Source organism: Candidatus Pelagibacter sp. Uisw_136, assembly GCF_047720275.1.
Lineage (GTDB): Bacteria > Pseudomonadota > Alphaproteobacteria > Pelagibacterales > Pelagibacteraceae > Pelagibacter.
The window spans coordinates 371,372-395,975 of record NZ_CP159812.1; the positions used below are offsets into that span (position 1 = coordinate 371,372).

The 24,604-nt window shown below is 31.3% G+C and carries 23 protein-coding genes; 14 read left to right on the forward strand and 9 right to left on the reverse strand.

The window, feature by feature from the left end; genetic code table 11:
• Position 1: 1 nt before the first annotated feature.
• A complete protein-coding gene (locus ABXT53_RS01910; RefSeq protein ID WP_415290980.1) occupies positions 2-1,444 on the reverse strand; it encodes an NAD-dependent succinate-semialdehyde dehydrogenase in 1,443 nt (480 codons plus the stop codon).
• Between the two features lie 74 nt (positions 1,445-1,518).
• On the opposite strand from ABXT53_RS01910, the gene iolD reads away from it, so the two are divergent.
• From iolD to mgrA, 9 genes are all read left to right on the forward strand, one after another.
• Positions 1,519-3,363 carry a 3D-(3,5/4)-trihydroxycyclohexane-1,2-dione acylhydrolase (decyclizing) gene (gene iolD, locus ABXT53_RS01915; RefSeq protein ID WP_415290981.1) on the forward strand — a complete coding sequence of 615 codons (1,845 nt, stop codon included), beginning with the start codon at positions 1,519-1,521 and terminating at the stop codon, positions 3,361-3,363.
• Between the two features lie 6 nt (positions 3,364-3,369).
• Positions 3,370-4,530, forward strand: a complete 1,161-nt coding sequence (locus ABXT53_RS01920) for a Gfo/Idh/MocA family protein (protein WP_415290982.1) — start codon at positions 3,370-3,372, stop codon at positions 4,528-4,530.
• An 11-nt stretch (positions 4,531-4,541) separates the two neighbouring features.
• Positions 4,542-5,564, forward strand: a complete 1,023-nt coding sequence (locus ABXT53_RS01925; protein WP_415290983.1) for an NAD(P)-dependent oxidoreductase — start codon at positions 4,542-4,544, stop codon at positions 5,562-5,564.
• A gap of 21 nt (positions 5,565-5,585) precedes the next feature.
• Positions 5,586-6,335, forward strand: a complete 750-nt coding sequence (locus ABXT53_RS01930; RefSeq protein ID WP_415290984.1) for an ATP-binding cassette domain-containing protein — start codon at positions 5,586-5,588, stop codon at positions 6,333-6,335.
• A gap of 3 nt (positions 6,336-6,338) precedes the next feature.
• Positions 6,339-7,352 carry an ABC transporter permease gene (locus ABXT53_RS01935; RefSeq protein ID WP_415290985.1) on the forward strand — a complete coding sequence of 338 codons (1,014 nt, stop codon included), beginning with the start codon at positions 6,339-6,341 and terminating at the stop codon, positions 7,350-7,352.
• Positions 7,353-7,523: 171 nt separating this feature from the next.
• Positions 7,524-8,450 carry a sugar ABC transporter substrate-binding protein gene (locus ABXT53_RS01940; protein ID WP_415290986.1) on the forward strand — a complete coding sequence of 309 codons (927 nt, stop codon included), beginning with the start codon at positions 7,524-7,526 and terminating at the stop codon, positions 8,448-8,450.
• Between the two features lie 75 nt (positions 8,451-8,525).
• On the forward strand, positions 8,526-8,996 hold the full coding sequence (locus ABXT53_RS01945; protein ID WP_415290987.1) for an RbsD/FucU family protein: 471 nt from the start codon (positions 8,526-8,528) through the stop codon (positions 8,994-8,996).
• Complete coding sequence (gene rbsK, locus ABXT53_RS01950) at positions 8,996-9,907, forward strand: ribokinase (RefSeq protein WP_415290988.1); 912 nt, start codon at positions 8,996-8,998, stop codon at positions 9,905-9,907. Before ABXT53_RS01945 ends, rbsK begins: the two co-directional genes overlap by 1 nt.
• Positions 9,907-10,935 carry an L-glyceraldehyde 3-phosphate reductase gene (gene mgrA / locus ABXT53_RS01955; protein WP_415290989.1) on the forward strand — a complete coding sequence of 343 codons (1,029 nt, stop codon included), beginning with the start codon at positions 9,907-9,909 and terminating at the stop codon, positions 10,933-10,935. The genes rbsK and mgrA overlap by 1 nt, the downstream gene beginning before the upstream one ends.
• On the opposite strand, the gene ABXT53_RS01960 is transcribed toward mgrA, so the two are convergent.
• On the reverse strand, positions 10,936-12,111 hold the full coding sequence (locus ABXT53_RS01960; protein WP_415290990.1) for an L-rhamnonate dehydratase: 1,176 nt from the start codon (positions 12,109-12,111) through the stop codon (positions 10,936-10,938).
• A 67-nt stretch (positions 12,112-12,178) separates the two neighbouring features.
• Positions 12,179-13,165 (reverse strand): 4-hydroxythreonine-4-phosphate dehydrogenase PdxA, encoded by a 987-nt coding sequence (locus tag ABXT53_RS01965; RefSeq protein WP_415290991.1) that lies wholly within the window; start codon positions 13,163-13,165, stop codon positions 12,179-12,181.
• Positions 13,166-13,261: 96 nt separating this feature from the next.
• Between ABXT53_RS01965 and ABXT53_RS01970 the strand changes: the two genes are divergently transcribed.
• Genes ABXT53_RS01970 through ABXT53_RS01980 form a run of 3 tightly spaced genes read left to right on the forward strand, consistent with a single transcriptional unit; the run spans position 13,262 to position 16,231 of the window.
• A complete protein-coding gene (locus tag ABXT53_RS01970; protein ID WP_415290992.1) occupies positions 13,262-14,233 on the forward strand; it encodes a Bug family tripartite tricarboxylate transporter substrate binding protein in 972 nt (323 codons plus the stop codon).
• A 23-nt stretch (positions 14,234-14,256) separates the two neighbouring features.
• On the forward strand, positions 14,257-14,766 hold the full coding sequence (locus tag ABXT53_RS01975; protein WP_415290993.1) for a tripartite tricarboxylate transporter TctB family protein: 510 nt from the start codon (positions 14,257-14,259) through the stop codon (positions 14,764-14,766).
• A 1-nt stretch (position 14,767) separates the two neighbouring features.
• Positions 14,768-16,231 carry a tripartite tricarboxylate transporter permease gene (locus ABXT53_RS01980; RefSeq protein WP_415290994.1) on the forward strand — a complete coding sequence of 488 codons (1,464 nt, stop codon included), beginning with the start codon at positions 14,768-14,770 and terminating at the stop codon, positions 16,229-16,231.
• Here the strand turns inward: ABXT53_RS01980 and ABXT53_RS01985 are convergent.
• From ABXT53_RS01985 to ABXT53_RS02010, 6 genes are all read right to left on the reverse strand, one after another.
• Positions 16,228-17,124, reverse strand: coding sequence for a dihydrodipicolinate synthase family protein (locus ABXT53_RS01985; RefSeq protein ID WP_415290995.1), 897 nt, complete (start codon positions 17,122-17,124; stop codon positions 16,228-16,230). The two genes, ABXT53_RS01980 and ABXT53_RS01985, sit on opposite strands and share 4 nt — an antisense overlap.
• A 2-nt stretch (positions 17,125-17,126) precedes the next feature.
• Positions 17,127-17,996 (reverse strand): phytanoyl-CoA dioxygenase family protein, encoded by an 870-nt coding sequence (locus tag ABXT53_RS01990; RefSeq protein WP_415290996.1) that lies wholly within the window; start codon positions 17,994-17,996, stop codon positions 17,127-17,129.
• Positions 17,993-19,471 (reverse strand): amidase, encoded by a 1,479-nt coding sequence (locus ABXT53_RS01995; protein ID WP_415290997.1) that lies wholly within the window; start codon positions 19,469-19,471, stop codon positions 17,993-17,995. Before ABXT53_RS01995 ends, ABXT53_RS01990 begins: the two co-directional genes overlap by 4 nt.
• Positions 19,472-19,480: 9 nt before the next feature.
• Positions 19,481-20,668 carry an L-rhamnonate dehydratase gene (gene rhmD / locus ABXT53_RS02000; RefSeq protein ID WP_415290998.1) on the reverse strand — a complete coding sequence of 396 codons (1,188 nt, stop codon included), beginning with the start codon at positions 20,666-20,668 and terminating at the stop codon, positions 19,481-19,483.
• 143 nt (positions 20,669-20,811) lie between these two features.
• On the reverse strand, positions 20,812-21,837 hold the full coding sequence (locus ABXT53_RS02005) for a LacI family DNA-binding transcriptional regulator (RefSeq protein ID WP_415290999.1): 1,026 nt from the start codon (positions 21,835-21,837) through the stop codon (positions 20,812-20,814).
• A 219-nt stretch (positions 21,838-22,056) separates the two neighbouring features.
• Positions 22,057-22,806 carry an SDR family NAD(P)-dependent oxidoreductase gene (locus tag ABXT53_RS02010; RefSeq protein WP_415291000.1) on the reverse strand — a complete coding sequence of 250 codons (750 nt, stop codon included), beginning with the start codon at positions 22,804-22,806 and terminating at the stop codon, positions 22,057-22,059.
• Positions 22,807-23,019: 213 nt separating this feature from the next.
• On the opposite strand from ABXT53_RS02010, the gene ABXT53_RS02015 reads away from it, so the two are divergent.
• A complete protein-coding gene (locus tag ABXT53_RS02015; RefSeq protein ID WP_415291001.1) occupies positions 23,020-24,039 on the forward strand; it encodes a TRAP transporter substrate-binding protein in 1,020 nt (339 codons plus the stop codon).
• Between the two features lie 56 nt (positions 24,040-24,095).
• Positions 24,096-24,599: a TRAP transporter small permease subunit gene (locus ABXT53_RS02020; protein ID WP_415291002.1), complete on the forward strand. Its 504-nt coding sequence runs from the start codon at positions 24,096-24,098 to the stop codon at positions 24,597-24,599.
• Positions 24,600-24,604 lie beyond the last annotated feature (5 nt).

Genomic DNA, 24,604 nt, shown 5'->3' on the forward strand with positions numbered 1-24,604 from the left:
ATTAACCTTTGATGCCCATGTGAGTATATTTAACATTTAGATAATCTTTAATTGCCATTGATCCACCTTCACGACCATAGCCTGTTTGTTTAATTCCACCAAAAGGTGCTTCTGCAACTGCAACAGCCGCTGTATTAACTGCAACACATCCTGACTCTATTAATTCGGAAGCTCTATGAGCTTGCTCCATTGAATTTGTATAAATATAACTACATAAACCAAGATCATTATTATTTGCTCTTTCAATAACTTCATCAAACGTTTTAAAAGATAGCATTGGAACTAATGGACCAAAAGGTTCTTGTTTCATTATTGTAAAGTCATCTTTGATACCATCAAAAACAGTAGGCTCATAAAAATACCCTTTATTAAAGCCTGCAGGTCTTTTGCCTCCTAATAAAACTTCTGCACCTTCATTCTTTGTAGTTTCAACTAGTTGTTCAATCTCAGCCAATCTTTTATCAGTTGTTAATGGTCCAAGCTGAACACCTTCATCCATTCCATTTCCAATTTTAAGTTTTTTAGTTCTTTCAATAAATTTATTAATAAACTCTTCCTTCTTACTTTCTTGAATGTAGAATCTATTAGGTGCAATACAAACTTGTCCATTATTTCGAAATTTTGCTGTCACTGCCATATCAGCTACTTTATCTATATCAGAATCTTCAAAAACTATGAATGGAGAGTGACCACTCAATTCCATAGTAACTCTTTGAACTTTATCAGCTGCTTTTTTTAAAATAATCTTACCAACTCTTGTTGAGCCTGTAATCGAAACTTTTTTAACAATATCAGATTCTAGCAATTGTTCAGAAATTTCCGCAGGATCACCTGATAAAAGATTAACCACTCCATCTGGAACACCAGCTTCTTTACAAATATTAACTAACTCCATTACTGTCCCCGGTGTAATTACATCTGGTTTGCAAATTACAGAACATCCTGCAGCAAGTGCTGTTGAAATTTTTCTTGAAGCTAAAACTAATGGGAAATTCCATGGTATTAATGCTGCCACAACCCCAACTGGTTGGTAGTAAACATGTACCCTTGTGTCTGGAAATCTACTTTCTACAGTTTGCCCATAAATTCTTTTTGTCTCTTCAGCATTCCATTCAAATATATCTGCTGCACCACCAACTTCTCCAATTCCTTCTGCTAATGGTTTTCCAACTTCTAAAGTCATCCATTTAGCTAAAACATCCTGTTTCTCCCTCATTTTGTCTGCAATTTTTCTAATAATATAAGATCTTTTCCAAGGAGAGGTATCTCTCCAAATCTTCAAACCTTTTTCAGCAGACTTTAGAGCTTTTTGAACATCTTCACGACTTGCTTTAGATGCCTTGCCTATTACTTCTTCTGTAGCAGGATTTATTACGTCGTAAGTTTCATTATTTGATGATGCTTGCCATTTTCCATCGATGAATTGTCCAAATTTATTATACATAATTTTTTTAAGGTTTACTTAGTGTGGTTAATTATTTTATAAGTTCACTTATATATACAAACAAATAAATTAAAATGAAAAAAATTACTCTGACATGTGCACACGCAATAGTTAAATACTTAATTGCTCAAAAAATATTAATTGATGGTAAAAAAGAACCTTTGTTCCCAGGTGTATTTGGAATTTTTGGACATGGAAATGTAGCCTGCTTAGGTCAAGCCTTAGAAGAAAATCAAAAAGAATTACCAACATATAGAGGTCACCATGAACAAAACATGGCTTTAACAGGTATTGGCTATGCTAGGGCAAAAAGAAGACAACAAATTTTTGTAGCAACAGCATCGGTCGGACCAGGGGCAACAAATATGGTTACAGCTGCAGCAGTTGCAATGAGCAACAGATTACCAATTTTATTTTTACCAGGCGATACTTTCGCAAATAGAATGCCAGATCCAGTTTTACAACAAGTAGAAAATTTTAATAACCCAGGAATTACTGCAAATGATGCATTTAAACCTGTAACTAGATATTTTGATAGAATTACAAGACCAGAACAAATAATCCAATCATTTCCAAATGCCATTCAAACCATGTTAGATCCAGCAGATTGTGGACCAGCCTGCATATCTTTAAGCCAGGATATTCAAGGACAAACTTTTGATTATCCAGAAGACTTTTTCAAAGAAAAAGTTCACGCAATAAGAAGACCTAGACCAGATGAATTTCAAATTAAAGAAGCAGCAGAAAAAATTAGATCATCAAAAAATCCAATAATTATTTCTGGTGGTGGAGTTTTTTATTCTGATGCAATGGAAGAGCTAAGTAAATTTGCTATTAAACATAATATTCCAGTAACTCAAACTGTAATGGGATATTCTACAATGAAGAGAGATCATTCACACTATGCTGGACAAATAGGTGCTCTAGGTGGAAAAAATACTAATTCATTAGCTAAACAAACTGATCTTGCAATTGCAGTTGGAACTAAACTTGCAGATTTTACAACAGGCTCGTGGACTAACTTTGAAAATGAAAACTTTAAACTTGTCTCAATTAATGTTTCAAGATTTGATGCAAATAAACATTTGGCTCAAGCAGTTGTGGGAGATGCCAAGGTTTCATTAGATGAATTATCTCAAGCTTTAGGTGAGTGGAAAGCAAGTGAGGAATGGAATAAAAAATCTCAAGCTGAACTTAAATCTTGGAATGAACATGTAGACAAAGAAAGTGCCCCAACAAATCAGGAGGTACCTAGCTATGTTCAAGTTGTTGGTGCTGTATATAGAAATTCTGATCCATCAGATATTGCGGTTACTGCAGCTGGAGGGTTAGTTGGAGAAGTTATCCAAGTGTGGAGACCAAGAGAGTTAAATACTCATGAAACAGAGTGGGGCTTTAGTTGTATGAGTTATGAAATATCAGGCGCCCTAGGTATTAAAATGGCAAACCCACATAAAGAAGTAATTTCATTTATTGGAGACGGTTCATATTTATTAAATAATTCAGATATATATTCTTCAGTTATCACTAAGAATAAACTTATTATAATCGTTTGTGACAACGGTGGCTTTGCTGTCATTAATAGACTTCAATTATTCAAAGGTGGAAAAGAATTTAATAATTTACTTAAAAGCTCAAATACTCCTGGTTTAGTTGGTGTTGATTTTGCCAAGCATGCCGCAAGTATGGGGGCTAAATCAGAAGAGGTGAGCTCAATCTCGGATCTAGAAGAAGCTTTTAAAAGAGCAAAAAAATCTGATGTAACGTATGTAATTTCAATTAAAACACATGCTTACCAATGGTTAGAAGGTTCAGCTTTTTGGGATAGCCCAACATTAGAAATTCCAACCACAGAAGAGAATAAAGAAGCTTTAAAACTTCATAAAGAAGGAAAGAATAAGCAAAGACAAGGCGTATAATTCTCTATGAATAAAATATTTAAAGTCGGCTTAATTGGCTGTGGACATATTTCAGAAACTTATTTTAGAGCTGAAAAATACTTTAATAATATCAAAATTATTAAATGTGCAGATATTAACCATAATAATGCATTAAAATGTGCCAAAAACTTTAAGATAGAGGCATTAACAGTAAAAGAGTTATTAAAAGATAGTGAGATAGAAATTATTCTTAATCTAACAATTCCAAAAGCACACTATCAAGTAGCAAAGCAAGCCTTAATTAATGGAAAACATGTTTATTCGGAGAAACCACTAGCGATCAATTTTGAAGATGGAAAAGATCTTTTAAAACTAGCAAAGAAGAAAAAACTTTATATTGGTAATGCACCCGACACATTTTTAGGTGGTGGTATTCAGAAATCAAAAGAATTAGTTGATAAAAAAATTATTGGAAAAATTAATTTTGGAAATGCAATTTTTGCTTTTCCGGGAGTTCAATCATATCATCCTAATCCTGAACCATGGTTTGCAAAAAAAGAAGGTGGTCCTGCAATAGATATGGGTCCTTATTACCTAACAGCTTTAGTAAATTTATTGGGCCCTGCAAAAAAAGTGTCAGGTAGCATTGTTAAGGGAATTAATAGAAGAACTATTGGAATAGGTCCTAGAAAAAATAAAACTTTTAAAGTTGAATGTCCTACAACATATTTATCAACAATTACTTTTGAAAATGGAACGGTAATTAGATTAACCCTTTCGTTTGATGTTATAGCTCACCAAAGAAACCATATTGAATTATATGGAGATAAAGGTTCAATGATTGTGCCAGATCCAAATATGTTTGGTGGTTCAGTTTATGTTTGTAAAAAATTAGGTGATCCTTGGACCGAATATAAGACTAGTAAGAAACCCTTAGGAAAAATTAATATTAGATCACAAAGTTCGAGAGCAAATGAGTCTGCAACAAACGCTAACTATCGAGGTGCTGGTTTAGCTGAAATGGCATATTGCATAGAAAATAAAAAAATTCATAAATGCAATGGTGAGCTTTCGCTACACGTGTTAGATATAATTGACTCAATGATGAAAGCATCTGTTACTGAAATCACACAAAAAATAAAAACAAAATGTAAAAAACCTAAAAGATTGACTGATCAAGAAATTAAAAAAATTTTAAAGAAATAATATTTAAAAATATGTCTAAATTATTAGTTATTTCAGACCCAGCACCACGATCATTAGAATTAATTTTTACAAAAAAAAAACTGAAGGAATTAAAATTAAAATACAACCTACTTGTAGCACCTAAAAAAAATAAAGATAAATTTTACAAAGAAAATATTCATAGAGCTACATTTATAATCGGCCAACCCAATCTAGATAAATCTCTTTTATCAAAAGCAAAAAAACTTAAAGCAGTAATTAATGTTGAAAGTAATTTTATGGATAATATTGACTACGAGTATTGTTTTGAAAAAGGAATTCATGTAATTGCAACATCTCCTGTATTTTCTAAACCTGTGGCTGAGCTAGCTTTAGGGTTAACATTGTCTTTATTAAGAAATATTCACAATTCTCATAAAGACTTTCTTAATAAAATTGAAAAATATGGCTTAGACGGAAATTTAAAATCCTCTTTATTAAGTGATAAAAAAATTGGTCTTTTGGGTTATGGAGACTTAGCAAAAGCATTAACACCTTTGCTGACCCCTTTTTCAAAAGATATTAACGTATATGACCCCTGGGTTCCTAGCAAAACTATTAAGGATGATGGGTTTAATACAATTTCATTAGATAATATGTTTAAAACTTGTGATGTAATTTATGTATTGGCAGCAATTACGAAAAACAATCAATCACTAATTGATAAAAGACTTCTAAATCAATTGAAATCAAATTCACTATTTATTTTGATGAGTAGGGCGGCTGTTGTTAATTTTGATGACCTGATTAGAAGAGTTAAAAAAGGTGATATCTATGTGGCAACAGATGTGTTTCCTGAAGAACCAGTTAAAAAAAATGACCCAATAAGAAAAGTAAAAAATTTTTTATTTTCAGCACATCGTGCTGGAGCATTAAAGGATACCTTTACAGAAATGGGTGAAATTGTCTTAGAAGACATGAGGTTAATTTCAAAAAACTTACCACCAAGACTGTGTAAAAGAGCAGAAAGAGAAACTGTAAAGTTGATTAGATCAAAACCTGTTGCAATTAATTAATTTTCTTTTTATGTTGCAGCAATGTCTTTTTCAAATAAAATAATTCTAGAAGCAAAAGGTGTAAGTAAATACTTTGGAACTATCACAGCATTAGAAGATGTTAATTTAACCATTAAAGAAGGAGAGTGTTTGGGTGTTGTTGGTGATAACGGCGCTGGAAAATCCACTTTCATGAAAGTTTTATCTGGTCTTTATAAACCAAGTAAAGGAGCCTTATATTTTAATGGTAACGAAGAGGTACTTGAAAGCCCGAGGGACTCTCAAAATTTAGGACTTGAGATGGTTTATCAAGATCTTGCTTTAGCAGGAAATTTACCTATTGGAGAAAATATTTTCCTTGGTCGTGAACCCACTAAAAATTTTGGTTTTTTAAAATTGCTTGATTACAAAAAGATTAAAGTAATGTCAGAAGCTCACTTAGATAAATTAAAAATTCATGTAAAAAGTGCTGATCAAAAAGTCGAAGAACTGTCAGGAGGTCAAAGACAAGCAATTGCAATAGCTAGAGCCACTGCATTCAACTCTAAATTAGTAATCATGGACGAGCCTACAGCAGCTTTAGCAATCAAAGAAGTTGGAAAAGTTCTAGATCTTATTAATAGCTTAAAAAAAATGGGTGTAAGTGTAATTATTATTAGCCATAGAATGGATGATATTTTTGCAGTCTGCGATAGAGTAATGGCTCTTTTTCAAGGAACTAATTTTGCTGAGTCTGAATTATCAAAAACTTCTAGAGATGAAGTTATTGGTTGGATTATGGGAAAAAAATAAATTATGGAAAACAAAGAAGTTAAAAAACAAAATTTTTTTTTAAGAGCTATTCCTTATTTTGATAAATATGGAATTTTATTACTACTTTTTTTAATGATAACAGCTCTTCATTTTTTACAGCCTGACGTATTTCTATCTTGGAGAAATATAACAAACGTTTTTAAACAAATTTCCTGGCAATCAATGTTGGCTCTAGGAGTTTTTATAGTAATTGTTACTGCTGGTATTGATTTATCTGTTGGTTCTATAATGATGTTATCTCTTATGGTTTTAGCAATAACTTCAAAAGCAGGTGCTGCTTGGTATATCGTTATTACAATTCCGATAATAATGGGTGCATTATGTGGAATGGTCAATGGCTTTGGAATTACAATTCTCCGCATGCCTCATCCCTTTATAATGACTTTAGGCACACTTTATATATTTAGAGGTACAGGAAACCTTATTTCAGGAGGTGTTCCAATTAGTGGATTTACCGAGGAGGTAAGATTTCTTGGAAATGGGAGAATTGATTTAACCTGGTTGGGATTAGAAGAGTCTCAATATCTTCCTGTTAGCGTGATCTTAATTGCTGTTGTTTTCTTTTCAATGTGGGCATTTTTGAACCATACTAGAACTGGAAAATGGATTTATGCAATTGGAGGAAATCCAAATGCAGCAAGAGCTGCTGGAATAAATGTTAATAAGATTTTAGTAATTGTATATTCATTATGCGGATTGCTAGCTGGATTTGGGGCTTTAATTTTAGCAGGTAGAGCAGACTCAGGATATCCAAATGCTGGACTAAATGCTGAACTAGATGCTATTGCAGCATGCATTATAGGAGGTGCAAGTTTTTTTGGAGGAAGAGGAACAGTGCTCGGTGTTTTTGTTGGTGTGATGATTATGGGTATTTTGAGAAACGGATTAAATTTAATGGATGTTAGTTCTTTTTGGCAACAAGTATTAATAGGAACCATTATTGTTTTTGCAGTTTATATTGATGTTTTAAGAAAAGACTTAGGAACTAGAAAATAACTAAATTAACTTAATACACGTAAAAGTTGATTTATAATTTTTAACAATACTTTTTACATTTTTATAGAAATATTTTTTGAAACTTAAGATTAAAAATAAGTTGTTTTAACTCAATAAATATTATTCACTAGTTTTTTTAAATTTAATTAAAAATAACAAGAGGAATAAATAATGAATAAAATGATTAAAAAAATTGGTGCTTTAGTTGCATCAGTATTTCTTTTGCTAAACATAACAGCTGTAAGTTCTTCTGCTGAGAAAACTATTTTGTTTAGTATTAAAGGTCCTGGATCTGGAAACCCTTTTTGGGCTTCTGTTGAAAAAGGCGCTAAAGAAGAGGCAAAAAAATTAGGTGTTAAATTAGTTCTTGTTGCACCACCTCAAGAAGGTGATGTTCAAGCACAAATTAACCAACTAGAAGATCAAATTGCAAAAGGAGTTGATGCAATAGCACTTGCTCCTGCCGACCCTAATGCTTTTGCTCCAATCGTTGATGACGCTATCAAAAGTGGAGTTCCGGTTGTATTTGTTGATACTCAAGGAATTAATAAAGGTGTAACATTTATTGGAACAAATAATAAAAATGGTGCAGAATTAGCTGCTAAATTTATTTGTGATAAAACTGCAAAAGGTTCTGATGTTGCAATATTAACTGGTATTGAATCTCAATCAACTGCTCTTCTTAGAAGAGATGGTGCGATTAAAGGATTTAAAGACTGTGGTTTAAACCTTGTAGCAACGCAAACTGCTGAATGGGATACTGCAAAAGCAAGATCAGTTACAGAATCTATTCTTGTAAAAAACCCTAACATTAAAGCAATCTTTGGATCTAACGACAATATGGCGTTAGGTGCGATTCAAGCCCTTAAAGATGCTGGAATGAAAGGTGTTACAGTAGTTGGTTTTGATGCAACTCCTGACGCTGCTAAAAGTATTTTAGCTGGTGACATGACTGCAACAATTGCTCAGTTTTCATACAACATGGGTGCTTACGGTGTTAAATACGCACTTGCATTAGCTAATGGTGAAAAAATCGATGCAAATATCGATACTGGAACTCAATTAGTTACTACAGAAAATGCTAACGACTTTAAATAGTCTTTAGGTTAAATTTTAAGATTAAAGGGTGGAATTTTTATTCCACCCTTTTTTTTTATGTAATATAATATTCTAATGTTAATAAAAATTGATCCCACTCTCAGTCCTGAACTTCTATTTACACTTCGTACTATGGGTCATGGAGATAAATTAGTGTTAGCAGATGCAAATTTTCCTGCAAACTCTATGAATAAAAATGTCATAAGATTAGATGGTGTAAATATTAAAGATGCTGCAAAAGCAATCCTTTCTGTATTTCCTTTAGATGGTTTTATTGTATCTCAAGGAGGAACTGCAGCCAATAGAATGGAAGTTGATGACAATCCTAATGAATTAACAGAAACTCATAAGGAATTTATTAAAGTGGTTAAAGAAATTTCAGGACCCAATTGGTCAGTTGGTTCAATTGAAAGACAAGATTTTTATAAAGAAGCAAAAACTGCATATACAATAGTTACAACAACAGATGCTAGACCTTTTGGTTGTTTTGTTATGACAAAAGGAGTTATTAAACCAGATGGCAATGTTTGGGTTCTTGATAAGTAATGAGCTCAATATGTATTTTTGGAGTATTTGTAGCCGATCTATGTTTTTTTGGTAAAAGCATTCCTGCAAGAGGTCAGACAATTTTAGGTAGCAAGCATATAGTAGGGCCTGGTGGTAAAGGGTCAAATCAAGCAATTGCAGCAGCAAGATTAAATGGCAAAGTAAATTTTATTACCAAATTAGGAAAAGATAGCAATGCAACTATGGCACTTGATTTATATTCACAGTCAGGTGTTAATATCGATGGTGTAATACAAGACCCTAATCTTTCAACTGGTGTAGCTGCAATCATGATTGATGAAAATGGTCATAATGCAATTAATATAGTGTCTGGTGCTGCAGGCCATTTAGAAAAAGAAGATATTAATAAAAATTTAGAAATTATAAAAAAGTCTAAAATATTTTTAACACAATTAGAAACCCCTCAAGGAACTACTATGTATGCTTTACAAAAAGCAAAGGAAGAGGGATGCGTAACAATACTTAATCCTGCACCAGCAAGATCAATAAACAAAGAAGATTTTTTGTTAATAGATTTTTTTACACCCAATGAAACTGAAACAGAATTTTACCTTAATAAAAAAATTGAATCTGACCAAGACATTAAAGATGCAGGGAATGAATTTTTAGACAAAGGAGTTAAAAATATTATTATAACTCTTGGTTCAAAAGGGGTTTACTTTGCAAATTCTAAAGAAAGTTATTTTATAGATGCGCTTAAATTAAAAAGCGATGTTGTGGATACAACAGGCGCAGGTGATGCTTTTAATGGCGCCCTAAGTGTCGCTTTGTCAAAAGAGTATAGTTATAAAGATGCATTAGTTTTTGCTAACAAGGTTGGTGGTATTTCAACTACAAAAGTAGGTGCTGCAAATGCTATGCCAACCATAGAAGAAGTGGAGAGTTATTAATGACTTATTTAGCATCATCAAGTAGATACAAGAAAATGAAATACAGAAACTGTGGAAACAGTGGTCTTAAACTACCATTAATCAGCTTAGGTCTTTGGCATAATTTTGGTGGAAAAACTATTAATCCAGAATCTAAAAAAGTTTTATTTAAAGCCTTTGATTTAGGAATTACTCATTTTGACTTAGCAAATAATTATGGACCACCATACGGAAGCGCAGAGACAAACTTTGGTAAAGTGATGAAAGGTGATCTAAAGAAGTATAGAGATGAGCTTATCATTTCTTCAAAAGCTGGGTATGATATGTGGGAAGGCCCTTACGGAGAATGGGGATCTAAAAAACATATAATTGCAAGTTGCGACCAAAGTCTAAAAAGAATGTGCGTAGATTATTTTGATATTTTCTATTCACATAGATTTGACCCTAATACGCCACTTGAAGAAACTGCAGATGCACTCGAAAGTATTTATAGATCTGGAAAAGCTCAATACATAGGTGTTTCCTCTTATTCTTCAAAAAAAACTAATCAAATGTTTGAAATTTTAAAATCAAGAAATATAAAAATTCTAATTCATCAACCATCATATTCACTAATAAACAGATGGATTGAAAAAGACTTAACCAAAACACTTTTAAAAAAAGGAATGGGTTGCATTGCATTTTCTCCTTTAGCTCAAGGAATGCTTTCTGAAAAATATCTAAAAGGTATACCAAAAATCTCTAGAGCAAATCAAAAAATCACATCATTAGACAAAAGTTTAATAACAAAAAAAAATATTAAAATGATTAATGAATTAAATTCAATTGCAAAAAAAAGAGGCCAATCATTATCTCAAATGGCCCTTGCATGGACATTAAACAATAAAGCAGTAACCTCAGCTTTAATTGGTGTAAGAAATTTAAAACAATTAAAAGAAAATGTGGAAAGTTTGAAAAATTTAAATTTTTCAAAAAAAGAATTATCATTAATTAATAAAAAAGCAAAAGACGGTGGAATTAATTTGTGGCAGGCGTCAAGCGCCAATTAATTATTCTATTATGTTAAAGTCAGATTTATATTTATCTGTAAGAGTTAAACCTAATCCTGGTTTGTTATCATCTAAATCTATAAATCCATTTTTAGGTGCAGGATCACCATCAAAAATATAATAAAATAATTCATTTCCAACTTCAACATCATGAACTGGAAAAAATTCTGATAGTGGGCAGTTTAAATTTGACATAGTTAAGTGATAATTGTGCATTTGACCTGCGTGAGGTATTACCGGAACTTGATAAGCTTCAGCTAAAGCATTAATTTTATTAGCTGCTGTTATGCCACCAACTCTATTCGTGTCATATTGTATATAACTTACCGCTTTTAAATCTAATAACTGTCTAAATCCCATTAAACTGAATTCATGTTCGCCACCTGAAATTGGAATAGCATTCATATTATTTAATTCAGCATAACCATGAATATCGTCAGCCAAAACTGGCTCTTCTAACCATCTTGGATTGAACTTTATTAATCGCGGTATCATTCTTTTTGTATAATCTAAATTCCAACCCATATAACAGTCCATCATAAGATCTGTATCTTCACCAATAACCTCACGAACTGCTTCAACTAATTCAATATTTTTTCTCATTCCCTCGGCACCATCTTTTGGTCCCCAACCAAATCTCATTTTAAACATTGTAAAGCCCTGAGACTTGTAAAGCTCAGCTTCCTTCTGCAAGTCTTTTAATGGTTGGCTATAAAGTTTAGAGGCATAAACAGGTATTTTTTCTTTAGTTCTACCACCTAACAATTTAAAAACAGGTTGTTTTAAAAGTTTTCCAATTAAATCCCAAATTGCAATATCAATAGCTGAAATTGCAACCATACCAATTCCTTTTCTTCCCCAGGCATGAGTTCTTCTATACATTTTTTCCCAAATATAATTATAATCAAATGGACTTTCTCCAATTACTAAGGGTTTTAAATAAGTATCAATTGTTTTTTTAGTTACTTGAGGGGCTAATGCGGCATTACCAATTCCTATGGTCCCATCTTCTGTTTCAATTTCACATACCAACCATTCATGAAATCTAAAAGATCCCATAGAATCTGATTTTTCATACAACAAATCAGAAGCGTTAGTACAAAAATTACCTTGAGGAGGTACAGTTTTACCTTTCCATTGATAAACAGTAGTTTTAATATTTTTAATTTTACTCATTTTCAGCTATTTGGAAATTATAACAATCTAAATTTATCGTGTCAATAAATTTGATAACGATATCATTTTATTTATTTTCAGCCATTCTTAACGCAATTTTAAAAGAATTTAAAGTAGGTTCTAAATTAGCTTTATTTTGTCCAGCAATATCAAAAGCAGTACCATGTGCTGGAGTTGTTATTGGAACTGGTAGCCCCCCTTGAACAGTAACACCTCTATCAAAACCAAATGCTTTTAGGCCTGATTGTAGTGCATCATGATACATACCAACAATACAATCATGGTTCTTGTTTTTAAAAGCAGTAATAAAAGACGTATCACAGGGTAGTGGGCCATCAGCATTAATGCCCAAACTTTTAGCCAACTCAATAGCTGGAATAATTTCATCTTTTTCTTCAGTTCCGAATTCTGCATGCGGGTTAAGAGCCTGAACGGCAACCCTAGGATTTTTTACCCCATTAAGTATCATTGCTTCGTTAATTAATTTAATTGGTTTTATAATTTTCTCTTTTTTAATGTGTGAAGGAACCTCACTAATGGGTATGTGGGAAGTGACACGGGCAGTCCAAAAATTATCTACAACATTAAATTCACAAAAAAATTTTTTTACTTCTAATTTTTCAGCCATTAAATGAAGTTCATCAGAGAATTTGTTGCCACCTAGTTTTAAACTTGTTTTATTAAAGGGACCGAAGTTGATTGCATCAATTTTATTTTCTTTTGCTAAATCTAGTGCTATATTTAAAGCGCCCAAAACACTTTCACCAGATTCTTTTGAGCATTCAGATAATTTATAGTTATGATTTTTACCATTAGAAATATCTAGGAAAAATTTATCTCCACTTTCAAAATTAATTTGATCGAAATTTTCTACAACTTTTAAATTATGTGATTTTCCTGAAATTTTATTTCCTTTTTCAAGAATATTTATTTCACCTATAACAACAATATTTGCTTTATTAATAATTTCTTCTGATAATAGTTTACTGACTAATTCGGGCCCTATACCCGACGGATCACCTAGAAGTAAAGCAATTTTTTTTTTATATTTCATCATTATTTATTGAACTTAAATATTTTTTGCAGTAGTTTTTTAATTAGGTAATATTTATATTACAAATATTACATAATAACAAACGAGAGGAAAATAATGAAAAAAACATTTAAAGCTTTTTTAGTTACTGCTTTTGTAGTAGCTGAATTTTTTGTGATTGCATTACCTTTAGTTACTACATCAGCAAAAGCTGATGGTGCTATTCAAGCAATTACTCATGCAGGTTTTGGTGGTGGTACTGATGTAACTACTAGAATGATGCTTTTAAGAGCAAGAAGAGTTCTTAAGCAAGATATGCAATTAGTTAACAAAAAGGGTGGTGGTGGTGCTGTTTCTATGGACTACATGATGAGCTTACCTGCTGATGGTCAACACACTTTAACTTGGACTACGGGTCATGCTGTTTCTATGGCGTTAGGTAAAACAAAAGTTAAATTAAGTGATATGCAACCTCTAGCTAGAGGAACTGATGATCCTCAATTATTTGTTGTTAACTGTAAAGCTGACATTAAAGACGCTAAAAAGTTTATTAGTGTTCAAAAATCAAAATCACTTAAGTATGGAACAACTCATACAGGTGGAATTGATGATGTAAGTGCAATTGCTTTTACAAAAAAAGGTGGATTAAAAGATCCTACAATCGTTGCATACAAAGGTGTTGCACCAATTAAAACAAACTTAATCAAAGGAGATATTGATGTGGGTGTTTTAAATTTAGGTGAAGCATTAACAGAGATTAACGAGGGAACATTGTGTGTTTCTGTAGTTCTTGCAAACGAAAGAATGGCTAAAATTGGGGATTCTCCAACAGCTAAAGAGTTGGGAATACCAGTTTCTTTATCTACTGTTAGAGGATTTGTAACTAAAAAAGGTGCTCCTGCTGCAAGAGTTAAAGAGCTTGAAGCTGGAATGATGAAAGCTATGGGGCATAACTATTACAAAAATTTCTTAACTGAAATTGGTCTTGATGACACTAGTGTAGTTGGTGCTGATGAGTGGGGTAAGCAAATGGAAGAAATGCTTAAAGAAATGACTGCTCAATTAAAAGCTTTAGGTTACCTTAATTAATCAAAAGTAGTACATTTTTTGATATGAATAATGTACTAAAGAAAAAAAGGGCGAACATAAGTAGTTTGCCCTTTTTTTTAAAAAGTTCTTTTAAAGTATCTTTTATAATAATATTAATTTCATTAATTTTATTAATAACAACATTCACATTTGATGCAGTTCCACCAATTTTAAATAGAGGTATTCAGCCTGCCACATTTCCTAAAGCATTATTAGTCTTAATAATTTTTTTAACAGCGGTTGTTTTTTATTTATCAATTAAAACACCCTGGAAAAAAGAAAGTAAATTACCTAAATCATTTTTTATCACACTGATAGCTTTTGTTTTATTTTTAGTCACTGCAAAAACATTAGATTTTTTCTTAGCCATTGCTTTCTTTTCAGCTTTAGTTTCTTATTATTGGGGAGAAAAAAGAATAATTTACCTTTTAATTGTAAGTATATTATTTCCAATAATTGTATTTATATTTTTTGAAATATTTTTAGGCTTAAGATTTCCACCAGGAATAATTACAAATATTTATTATAATTAATATGGAAAATTTATCTTATATGATGGCTCCTCTATTTAGCTCTAAGCTATTAATAGTTTTATTTTTTGGAACTTTATTTGGATTAATTTTAGGAGTATTGCCTGGGTTGGGTCCGACAACTGGTGGCGCATTAATTTTACCTTTTACAATGACACTTGATCCACTTTCAGCAATTGTACTTTTGACAGCAATTTATTGTGCAGGAACATATGGTGGAGCAATTACTGCAATATTAATTAATACACCAGGAACACCTGCCGCCGCTGCAACATGTCTTGATGGATATCCATTAGCACAAAAAGGAGAAGCGGGAAGGGCATTAGGTATGGCAACTGTTTCTAGTACAATTGGAGGAATTTTTAGTGTTATTATTCTTGTCTTCTTTGCACCTTTGCTAGCAAAACTTGCTTATGAATTTGGACAACCAGAATATTTTGCTCTAGCAATATTTGGCTTAACTATGCTTGCATCAATTGGTGAAGGTAGCCCAGTTAAAAATTTGATTGCAGCAGCATTTGGTATTTTGATTTCAACTGTTGGAAAAGATTTTATGACTTCAATAGATAGATTTACATATGGTATAAATGAATTGTCAGAAGGTATTGGTTTTATCCCCGTAGTAGTTGGGTTATTTGCAATTAGCGAAATGTTAACTCAGTCAACTATGTTAGATCAAGTATTTAAAAGAGTTGCTTTAAAAGCTGTAAAATTACCATCGTTAAAAGATTATAAGTTAACTTGGAAAACAATTCTTAGGTCTTCGGGTATAGGTTCATTTATTGGTGTGCTTCCTGCAGAAGGGGGAACAGTTGCTTCTTTAATTGGATATTCAGAAGCTAAACGTTGGTCAAAAACCCCAGAAGAATTTGGAAAGGGATCCATAGAAGGAATTGCTGGAGCAGAGGCTGCAAATAATGCTGCAACTGGAGGGGCAATGGTCCCGACATTAGCATTGGGAATTCCCGGTAGTGCAACAACTGCAGTAATCTTAACAGGTTTAATAATTCATGGAGTAAGACCAGGCCCAGAATTATTTAGAGAACAACCAGAATTTTTATATGGAATTTTTGGATCAATGTTGATTGCAAATATATTATTTTTTATTTTTGGTTTTTTTGGAGCTAAACTTTTTGCGAGAATTACCCTGGTACCAAACAAGATTTTATGGCCAATGATTTTTACACTTTCAGTTTGTGGAACCTACTCTTTAAGTCAATCTATTACAGATGTTTGGATAATGTTATTTTTTGGTGTTATCGGTTTTTTTATGAGAAGATATGGTTTTTCAGTAGTTCCTGTTATTATAGGATTAATTTTAGGTGAACTAGTTGAAGGAACTTTAAGACAATCTTTGGTAATATTTGATGGTAATTGGTTAATGTTTTTAACAAGACCAATAGCGTTAACTTTTTTTACTTTAGCAATAATTGCTTTACTTTTTCCATTATTTAAAAAAAAAAATTAATAGTATCCTAATTTTTTAGAAATAAATTTTGATTTTTTTATTCCATATTTGCTAGGAGAGAGATTTGGTTTTCTGTCATAAATTTTTTTCAGCCCAAGTCTATAAGAGTAAATTCTTTTTCCATAACATATGAATGTAGGAATATCCTTAATAACAAATTTTATAAAAGGTTTAATTTCATTATATTTTTTATAAGCAAGTTTATTGTTTTTAGATTTATAGAGTTTATAAATATTAAGTAAATGGTCTGAAAATTCTACGGAAGGCATTATTCCCTCACATCCAGCCTTTAAACTATCAATAATTTCTAAACCACATCTTCCATTAAATACTTTTAAATCACTAGGGTATTCTGTTATTATTTTTTTTAAAACCTTCGCACTTCCTTCACCTTTTATGATCCTAAAGTTTTCAAACTGTTTATATAATTTTAAAACACTTTTTGTTGATAATGAGGATTTTAAATACTCAGGAGCGTTTTGAATTCCAACAAAGATCTTGTCATTTACTTTATTAATAATCTTTTCAAAAAAATTATAACATTCTACTTCAGTTAGTTTTTTGCCTGATGGTGGCTGAAGTATCAACCAATCAGCATGATGTGCATTTGCTACTTTAATAAGTTTTAATTGATCAGAGTATTTTTCACCACTTATTGTTATGGCCAAATACATATTTTTTTTCTTAAATTTTGAAACAATCCTAATAATATTAACTTTTTCTTTAAAACTAAGTTTGTTTACTTCAGTCCCTAATCCTAAGCATGCTATTCCATGAACACCCATAGAATTAACCATATTTACCTGCTCAATAATTAATTTAGTATCAATTTTATTCTCTTTATTGAAAAAACTATAAATCATAGGAGCGATACCCTTAATTTTTTTTCTCATCTTCATTTTTTTTGTAGTTGGTAAATTGAAACACTTTTTTTTGGTAAAGGAATTTTTATTGGAATTTTTTCAAATCTAGGTGTTAATTGTATTTTTCCATCTATAATACAATCATTATATTTTTTAAAATTTTTATTTGGGTTTACAGAGGCATCAACTGTTAATGGCCACGCATCAGTGTTATTATATCCAAACAATATCAAAGGTCTTTTATTTTTTGTTAAGTTTAAACCTGAGCCATGAACCATTCTAACATGATGAAAAGTAACTGTTCCCGCAAGTCCTATTAGAGATTTTTTAGATTTTAGATTAATTTTTTGAGATATTTTTCCTATAAATTCTTTTTGATTATTATGATGATTAAATATTTTATTTTTATGTGAGCCTGGCAATACCTGGAGTGGACCATTTTCCTCATAACAATCTTCTAAATAAATTCCTACAGTAACTAAATCATCATTTGTATGAGGGTAGAAAGCCCAGTCTTGATGCCAGCTAACCTCACCACCTTTACTAGAGGGTAATTTAAAATTAAGCTTACAATGGTGAAATCTTACTGATCCTCCTAACAAAATCTTAATTATTTTTATTATTTTTTTATTTCTAGATAAATTATAAAATAACCTATGATAGTAAGTAGGGTTATTTAGTCTGAGAATTTCTCTGTTTTTAGACGAATTTGAATTATAAACAAAATTGTTATCGTAAGATCCACCTAAATTTTTAATTTTAGTTTTTCCCTTTTCTTCTTTGGTTAAAATTTTTTTAATTAATTTGTTAATGTTGTTAATTTCTTTTAAAGAAATAAGTTTATTTTTTACTAAATAACCATTTTTTTTGTAAAATCTTATTTCTGATTTACTTAAACTCATATTTTTGGTCTATTTTGTTGCCACGGGTTAATGTTTTCAAATGCTTTTGAGGCTTGTAATAAGCTTAGCTCAGATTTTTTCTTTCCTGCTAGTTGTAATCCTACTGGTAATCCAGATTTAGTAAACCCACACGGCAATGAAACAGCTGGATTTCCGCTCCAATTAAATGGAGCAGTGAATTGAGCCAAGACAAATATCCAAGAAGAGTAGTCATAATTGTTATTATTAAACATTTGATCATCCGTAATATCTAATATTTCTATTTTACCATTATTAATGATTGGTCTTTCATTAAATTTGTGTGGGGGTATAGCCACAGTAGGACTTAAAATATAATCATATTTATCAAAAATCTTATCCATTTTAGATCTATATTCCATTAACTGAGCGAGTGCTTTGGCATAATCACTTGCCATTACCTTCCTTCCTCTTTCAATTGTATTTTTTACATGTGGCATTAATTTTTTTGGATCAATATTATAAAATTCTTCATTTACACAAAAAGAAAATGTATGCATTAAATGTTTATGAAATGGTTGTTCAAGATCATTTAGATCAAAATCAAATTTAAGTTCTTCTAATTCTGCTCCTAAGTTTTCAAAAATTTTTAAATTATTGTTGAATATTTCTTTTATTTCAGGATCAACAACTCTTGTATTGAAATCATTTGACCAGGCTATTTTTTTATTCTTAATTCCAGCCTCTATATCTTTAAGGAAGTATTCTTTTTCTTGAATTGTCATAGATTCATTTTCAGGATGTGGGCCTGACATTACTTCAAATAATAATGCACTATCCTCAACAAACCAACTTATAGGACCTATTCTTGAATAATTTACTGGAAGCCAACTCATCAGACCAGCATGCCTTCTTGGTATTCTACCTTGTGTTCCTATTAAACCAAACACTCCACAAAAAGATGCAGGGATTCTAACAGAACCTCCTCCATCAGAACCTTGGGCAACTGTATTAACTCCAACAGCTACTGATGCAGCAGCACCACCACTAGATCCACCAGAGGTAACTTCTAAATTCCATGGATTTTTACAGTGGTCTTTTATTTTTGACTCGTTAGATGTGCTATGACCTAATTCTGGGCAACTTGTTTTACCTAGAATGATACCATCTTGCTTTTTTATTCTTTCGACAATTATTTGGTCTTTATCAGCAATTGTTTTACTTGTTGTTAAAGATCCTTTTGTGACTCGTACATCTTTTACTGGCTCTAAATCTTTTATTGATGTTGGTAAACCACCAAGAAGACCCAGTTGCTCACCATTTAATATCTTTTTTTCAATTTCTTTTGCTTTATCAATTGCTTGATCATGCATTATTGTAAAAAAAGCATTTATTTTTGGTTCTGTTTCTTCAATTCTTTTAAGAGATAGCTCTGTAAGCTCAACTGGAGAAATTTCTTTTTTTTTAATAAGTTTTATTAACTCTATTCCTGGCTTGTATAGCAGTTCATTAGACACTTTAATTTTTTAATCGAAAACTACTTCCTCTAGTTCAATCTCATTATTTAATGTAACTCCAAAACCTGGTTTGTCACTTAAGCTTATATAACCATCTTTTGGAACTGGCTCATCTGTAAACATTTTACCAAAAACTGGAACAACTTTATCACCATTGGGACTTAAATTAATAAATTCACTTATAGGTGTCATTGGTGAAGCTATTCCAAAATTATAAGCATAAACACCACTACAGTGTGGTATTACCGAAACATCATATGTTGATGCCATATTCATTATTTTGATTACTTCAGACAAACCACACAATGTTACATCAGGCTGAATAATATCCACTGATTTATCTTCGAGCAATTTTTTAAACCCATATCTTGTATTTGTATGTTCTCCAGTAGTCCATCTCTGCCATGGACAAGCTTTTTTAATATATTTATGACTCTCTAAATCATGTGGAGGTAAAACTTCCTCTATCCAGTAGATGTCCACTTCCCTTAAAGCGTTTGCTAAGTCTATTGCATATGGAACGTCTAGTGCCATATAACAATCGATCATTAAAGGATAATCTTTTCCAACTTCCTTTCTTAATTCCATAAAAATTTCTTGATTTTTTTTTAATCCAGATGGACCGTCACCTGGGCCATAAGGTAAAGGATACTTAGATCCAAAATGTCCCCATTCCTTGTACATTTTGGGCTGAACACCAGTTACGTAAGTGTGTAATTTATCCCTGACTTTACCACCAATTAAATTATAAACAGGCTCATCTTTTATTTTACCAACTAAATCCCACATGGCTAAGTCAATTCCTGCTATTGCATTTATAACTACACCATTTTGACCTGAGTAAGGTATTGTTGATCTAAACATTTGATCATAAAGTAAACTAAAATTACGTGCATCCGCACCAATTAGAAATCTCTCAAGATGATTTTTAATTATCCATGCAGAAATATATCCACCATAAGCTGTGGCAAAACCTTCATGACCATCTTCAGTATATATTTGAATTAATATTCCTTTAAGCACGTCCATTCCCCATGTAGATCGAGAATTTTGATATTCTTTATATTTTGACATTGGGTTTGCAATTATTCGATCATTTATCCAATGACCTTTTGCATGATCGGTGTAATCTGCACCTGCACTTTGAGTTTTGACTAAAGAAACTTTAATTTTAGATATTTTATATTTATTATTCATTCAATAATCTTAACAATCTGAATTTATCTTGTCAATAGTTTGATAACGATATCATTTTAAGTTTTTATTGTTATTCTTATTTAATTAATATTTTTGTGTTGATAATTAAGTTTTTAAAAGGTTTGTTACTAAGTAAGTAATAATCAGTTAGTTTTTTGATTTACAGCGCTAGCTCCTATTATTAGCTCAAAACCAATATCATGTATTTTTTTTATTTTTTGATTTTTAATTTTATTAATTAAATTATTAGCAGCAATTATACCAATTTCTTCAACCTTAAAATCAATTGTAGTTAATTGAGGATGAAGAAGTGATGTAATGTCTGAGTTACCAACTGCTGCGATACCTAATTTTTTAGGGATTTGAAACTTCCTACTGTTAAGCTCACTTATTAATCCTGTTCCAGAAGTTTCACTCCCACAAATAATACAGTCAATTTTTGAACCATGTTCTTTAAATTGATTGAAGATTTGCTTACCACATAATTTGTGGTTCATTGGTTCTGTGTAATAAAAAATGGTGGTTTTTAATTTAGCTATTTTCATTCTTGACATGAAACCATTTAATCTTCTTTTTGATCTATGCTCACTTTCCATATGTTTATTTGTAGGAGTGGCAAAAGCTATATTTTTATAATTTAGACTAATGACATGGTCAGTAATTTGATGACACGCTGAAAAATTTGAAAAACCCACTACTAAGTCAAGTGGTTTATCAGTAATATTCCATGTTTCAACTATAGGTGATTTTGAATTTAATAATAATCTTGTTGTAGCTTCAGTATGCTTCGTTCCAACAACTATAAAACCCTCAGGCTTATAGCTTACAAATTTTCTAACCAATTCTTCTTCTGTTTTAAGGTTATAATTTGTAACACCTATTAATAGCTCAAAACCATTTTCTCTTAATTTTTCCTTAATACCATGAATATAATCTGAAAATATAGATAATCGCAGAGTAGGAATTATCGCAATAACAAATCCTGATTTACCTGATTTTAGGCTACCAGCTAAATAATTATGAACATAGCCAGTTTTTTTTATGAATTTTTCAATTTTAACTCTAGTCTTTGAAGAAACAACGCTTGGGTTACTAATGGATCGTGAAATAGTAGAAGTTGAATACCCAGTTTTTTTAGCAACCTCTTGTATAGTTATTTTTTTTTTCATTGATTAATTATTACTTAAAAACTTAACACTTTTCTATGTAATAAATTAATAAGATCTAATCCAGAAATTATTACCTATATTGGTCAGGTAGATTTAATAATGCAAGACCAGATCTCATGCTAACTAGCGGCATCACAGTAAACTAAATGTTGATGAGCATCTAATAATTTCATCATCATTTATGTTAACGTAATTACTTTTTGGTATCTTTTTTATTAGTTAGTAAGTAGCTCTTCCTCCACTCAAATCAAAAACGGCAGATGTTGAAAATGAGTTCTCTTCAGAAGATAACCAAGTAACCAATGATGCTAATTCATCAACCTTAGCAAATCTATTTCTTGGAATTTTAGAAAGCATGTAGTTGATGTGTTCTTCAGTCATTTGGTCAAATATTCTCGTTTTTGCTGCAGCTGGAGTTACACAATTAACAGCAATATTCTTAAGAGCCAATTCTTTACCTAGAGATTTTGTTAAACCGATGACACCTGCTTTAGATGTGCTGTAGGCACTAGCATTTGGATTGCCTTCCTTGCCAGCAATAGATGCAATATTAACTATTCTTCCATAATCATTTTTAATCATAAATGGCACAACTGCTTTACAACAATAAAATACAGAATTAAGATTAAGGTTTATTACTTTGTTCCATTCTTCAACTGGATATTCTGCAACAGTGGTATTCATTCCAGCAATACCTGCATTATTTACAAATATATCAATTTTACCATGTTGGTTTTCAATTTCTTTTAAACTTTTATTAATATTTTCAAAATTACTTACATCTACAATTTGATAGTTTAAATTTTCAGATCCAATTTTAGCAATTGCTTTTTTAGCAGCATCTTCATCTATGTCCCAAATTATAACTTTTGCACCTGATTGAATAAATCTTTCTGTAATGGCTAAGCCAAAACCTTGGGCTCCACCAGTAACAATCGCAACTCTATTTGTTAAATTAAATTTTATCATAACTTCCTTTTCTAATATAAATAAAGAATTTACAACAAAAAATTAATAAATAAAAAAAATTTTTCAATTAAAAGTTTTAAAAAAATTTATTAAAAGAAGATGTGCCTTAAAAGCTACTGTTTAGCCGATTTTTTTTTTTATTTGACTACGTTATCATTTGTCAAAGCTAATATTATTTAATAGGGTATTTAAATTAATAACTAAGGAGAAAATATGAAACAAGTAATAAAAAAAATTGGATTAATAGTTGGTTTGTTTTTGTTTACATTTAATGTAAATGTAAAAGCAGCTGAAAACTGGCGAATCCAAGCTCACTTACCATCAGGACATACAGTTTATCAATTTATGTCTGACTGGGTAGATGGAGTTAATGTAATGTTGGGTGGAAGATTGACTTTAGAAATATTTCCAGGAAAAGCAATTATACCACCGAATGAAACACTTGAAGCTGTAAAAATGGGAATTATAGATGGTGATTTAACATCACCAGCTTATTTTGCAGGTAGAGATCCAGCAATGCCTTTATTAGCAGATTTAATTGGTGCTTATAGTAACTGGTTTGAAGCAGCAACTTGGTGTGAATATGGTGGTGGAAAAGAACTGTTCCAAAAAATGTATGACGGATTTGGAGCACAATTCGTAGGCTGCCCGAATGCAGGTATAGAGTCTGTTGCATCAAAAAAACCAATCAATTCTATTGCTGATTTTAAAGGAGTTAAAATGAGAGCTCCATCTGGAACAGCAACTTCATTGTTAAAAGCTATGGGAGCTTCACCGGTTAATTTATCTGGTGGTGAAGTTTATAGTGCACTTGAAAAAGGTGTTATAGATGCTGCTGACTTATCTGATTATGTTGCAAACAAATCTTTAGGTCTGCATAAGGTTGCAAAATATGCTATTGTTGATTTTCATTCAATGCCAGTTTTATCTTTTACGGTAAATAAGGGGAAATGGAACGCACAACCAAAGGATATTCAAGCAATCTTAACAATGGCAGCTAGAGATATGGGAACTCAAATAAACATGAGACAACTTATGTTAAGAGGTCCAGCTGAAAAAGATGATCTTGATAATCATGGTGTAACGATAATTGATTGGCCAGCTAGTGAGAGAAAAAAAATGAGAGCTATGGCTGCAAAAATCTGGGAAGTAGAATCTAAAAAAAGTGATTTTGCAAAACAAGCTTATGATAATCAAGTTGGTTATTTGAAAACTATAAGAATGTTAGACTAAAAATCGTATACAGCAGCCAATAAATATATTATTGGCTGCTGTAATTAACCTCTTAAATGAATCTTTTAAAATACCCAATTAACTTTATTAATTTTATTTCCCAAACGATAGGTGATTTTGCATCTACTTTTTATTTGTTTATTGTTTTTTTTACAACTTATGAAGTTTTCATGAGATATATTTTTAACAACCCAACAGATTGGGTTTTTGAAACTTGTATATATTTGTCAGGTGCTGCAATTTGTATGGCGGGTCCTTATGTTACAAAAGAACAAACACATATTTCTATTACTACTATATTAGATCAACTCCCAAAAAAAATTCAAAAAATTATTAAAGTTTTTAATATTTTATTTGCTTGCATAGTTTGTTTTGTAGTATCCTATGCATGTCTACCTTGGGGGTGGGCAGCACTATTAAATGGTGAAACTAGTGGCACAGGAATGGACTCTTACGGTCCGGCATTAGTTAAGCCTATGGTAGGAATTGCTGCTCTTATAATGGGATTTCAATTTATAGTAAATATGATTAATTTTTTAAAAGAAGATGATAAAATATAAATAAA

What these genes read in the sequence shown, in the direction of transcription:
- ABXT53_RS01910 (WP_415290980.1), bottom strand. Translation starts at nt 1,444, where the DNA reads ATGTATAATAAATTTGGACAATTCATCGATGGAAAATGGCAAGCATCA.
- iolD (WP_415290981.1), top strand. Translation starts at nt 1,519, where the DNA reads ATGAAAAAAATTACTCTGACATGTGCACACGCAATAGTTAAATACTTA.
- ABXT53_RS01920 (WP_415290982.1), top strand. Translation starts at nt 3,370, where the DNA reads ATGAATAAAATATTTAAAGTCGGCTTAATTGGCTGTGGACATATTTCA.
- ABXT53_RS01925 (WP_415290983.1), top strand. Translation starts at nt 4,542, where the DNA reads ATGTCTAAATTATTAGTTATTTCAGACCCAGCACCACGATCATTAGAA.
- ABXT53_RS01930 (WP_415290984.1), top strand. Translation starts at nt 5,586, where the DNA reads ATGTCTTTTTCAAATAAAATAATTCTAGAAGCAAAAGGTGTAAGTAAA.
- ABXT53_RS01935 (WP_415290985.1), top strand. Translation starts at nt 6,339, where the DNA reads ATGGAAAACAAAGAAGTTAAAAAACAAAATTTTTTTTTAAGAGCTATT.
- ABXT53_RS01940 (WP_415290986.1), top strand. Translation starts at nt 7,524, where the DNA reads ATGAATAAAATGATTAAAAAAATTGGTGCTTTAGTTGCATCAGTATTT.
- ABXT53_RS01945 (WP_415290987.1), top strand. Translation starts at nt 8,526, where the DNA reads ATGTTAATAAAAATTGATCCCACTCTCAGTCCTGAACTTCTATTTACA.
- rbsK (WP_415290988.1), top strand. Translation starts at nt 8,996, where the DNA reads ATGAGCTCAATATGTATTTTTGGAGTATTTGTAGCCGATCTATGTTTT.
- mgrA (WP_415290989.1), top strand. Translation starts at nt 9,907, where the DNA reads ATGACTTATTTAGCATCATCAAGTAGATACAAGAAAATGAAATACAGA.
- ABXT53_RS01960 (WP_415290990.1), bottom strand. Translation starts at nt 12,111, where the DNA reads ATGAGTAAAATTAAAAATATTAAAACTACTGTTTATCAATGGAAAGGT.
- ABXT53_RS01965 (WP_415290991.1), bottom strand. Translation starts at nt 13,165, where the DNA reads ATGAAATATAAAAAAAAAATTGCTTTACTTCTAGGTGATCCGTCGGGT.
- ABXT53_RS01970 (WP_415290992.1), top strand. Translation starts at nt 13,262, where the DNA reads ATGAAAAAAACATTTAAAGCTTTTTTAGTTACTGCTTTTGTAGTAGCT.
- ABXT53_RS01975 (WP_415290993.1), top strand. Translation starts at nt 14,257, where the DNA reads ATGAATAATGTACTAAAGAAAAAAAGGGCGAACATAAGTAGTTTGCCC.
- ABXT53_RS01980 (WP_415290994.1), top strand. Translation starts at nt 14,768, where the DNA reads ATGGAAAATTTATCTTATATGATGGCTCCTCTATTTAGCTCTAAGCTA.
- ABXT53_RS01985 (WP_415290995.1), bottom strand. Translation starts at nt 17,124, where the DNA reads ATGAGAAAAAAAATTAAGGGTATCGCTCCTATGATTTATAGTTTTTTC.
- ABXT53_RS01990 (WP_415290996.1), bottom strand. Translation starts at nt 17,996, where the DNA reads ATGAGTTTAAGTAAATCAGAAATAAGATTTTACAAAAAAAATGGTTAT.
- rhmD (WP_415290998.1), bottom strand. Translation starts at nt 20,668, where the DNA reads ATGAATAATAAATATAAAATATCTAAAATTAAAGTTTCTTTAGTCAAA.
- ABXT53_RS02005 (WP_415290999.1), bottom strand. Translation starts at nt 21,837, where the DNA reads ATGAAAAAAAAAATAACTATACAAGAGGTTGCTAAAAAAACTGGGTAT.
- ABXT53_RS02010 (WP_415291000.1), bottom strand. Translation starts at nt 22,806, where the DNA reads ATGATAAAATTTAATTTAACAAATAGAGTTGCGATTGTTACTGGTGGA.
- ABXT53_RS02015 (WP_415291001.1), top strand. Translation starts at nt 23,020, where the DNA reads ATGAAACAAGTAATAAAAAAAATTGGATTAATAGTTGGTTTGTTTTTG.
- ABXT53_RS02020 (WP_415291002.1), top strand. Translation starts at nt 24,096, where the DNA reads ATGAATCTTTTAAAATACCCAATTAACTTTATTAATTTTATTTCCCAA.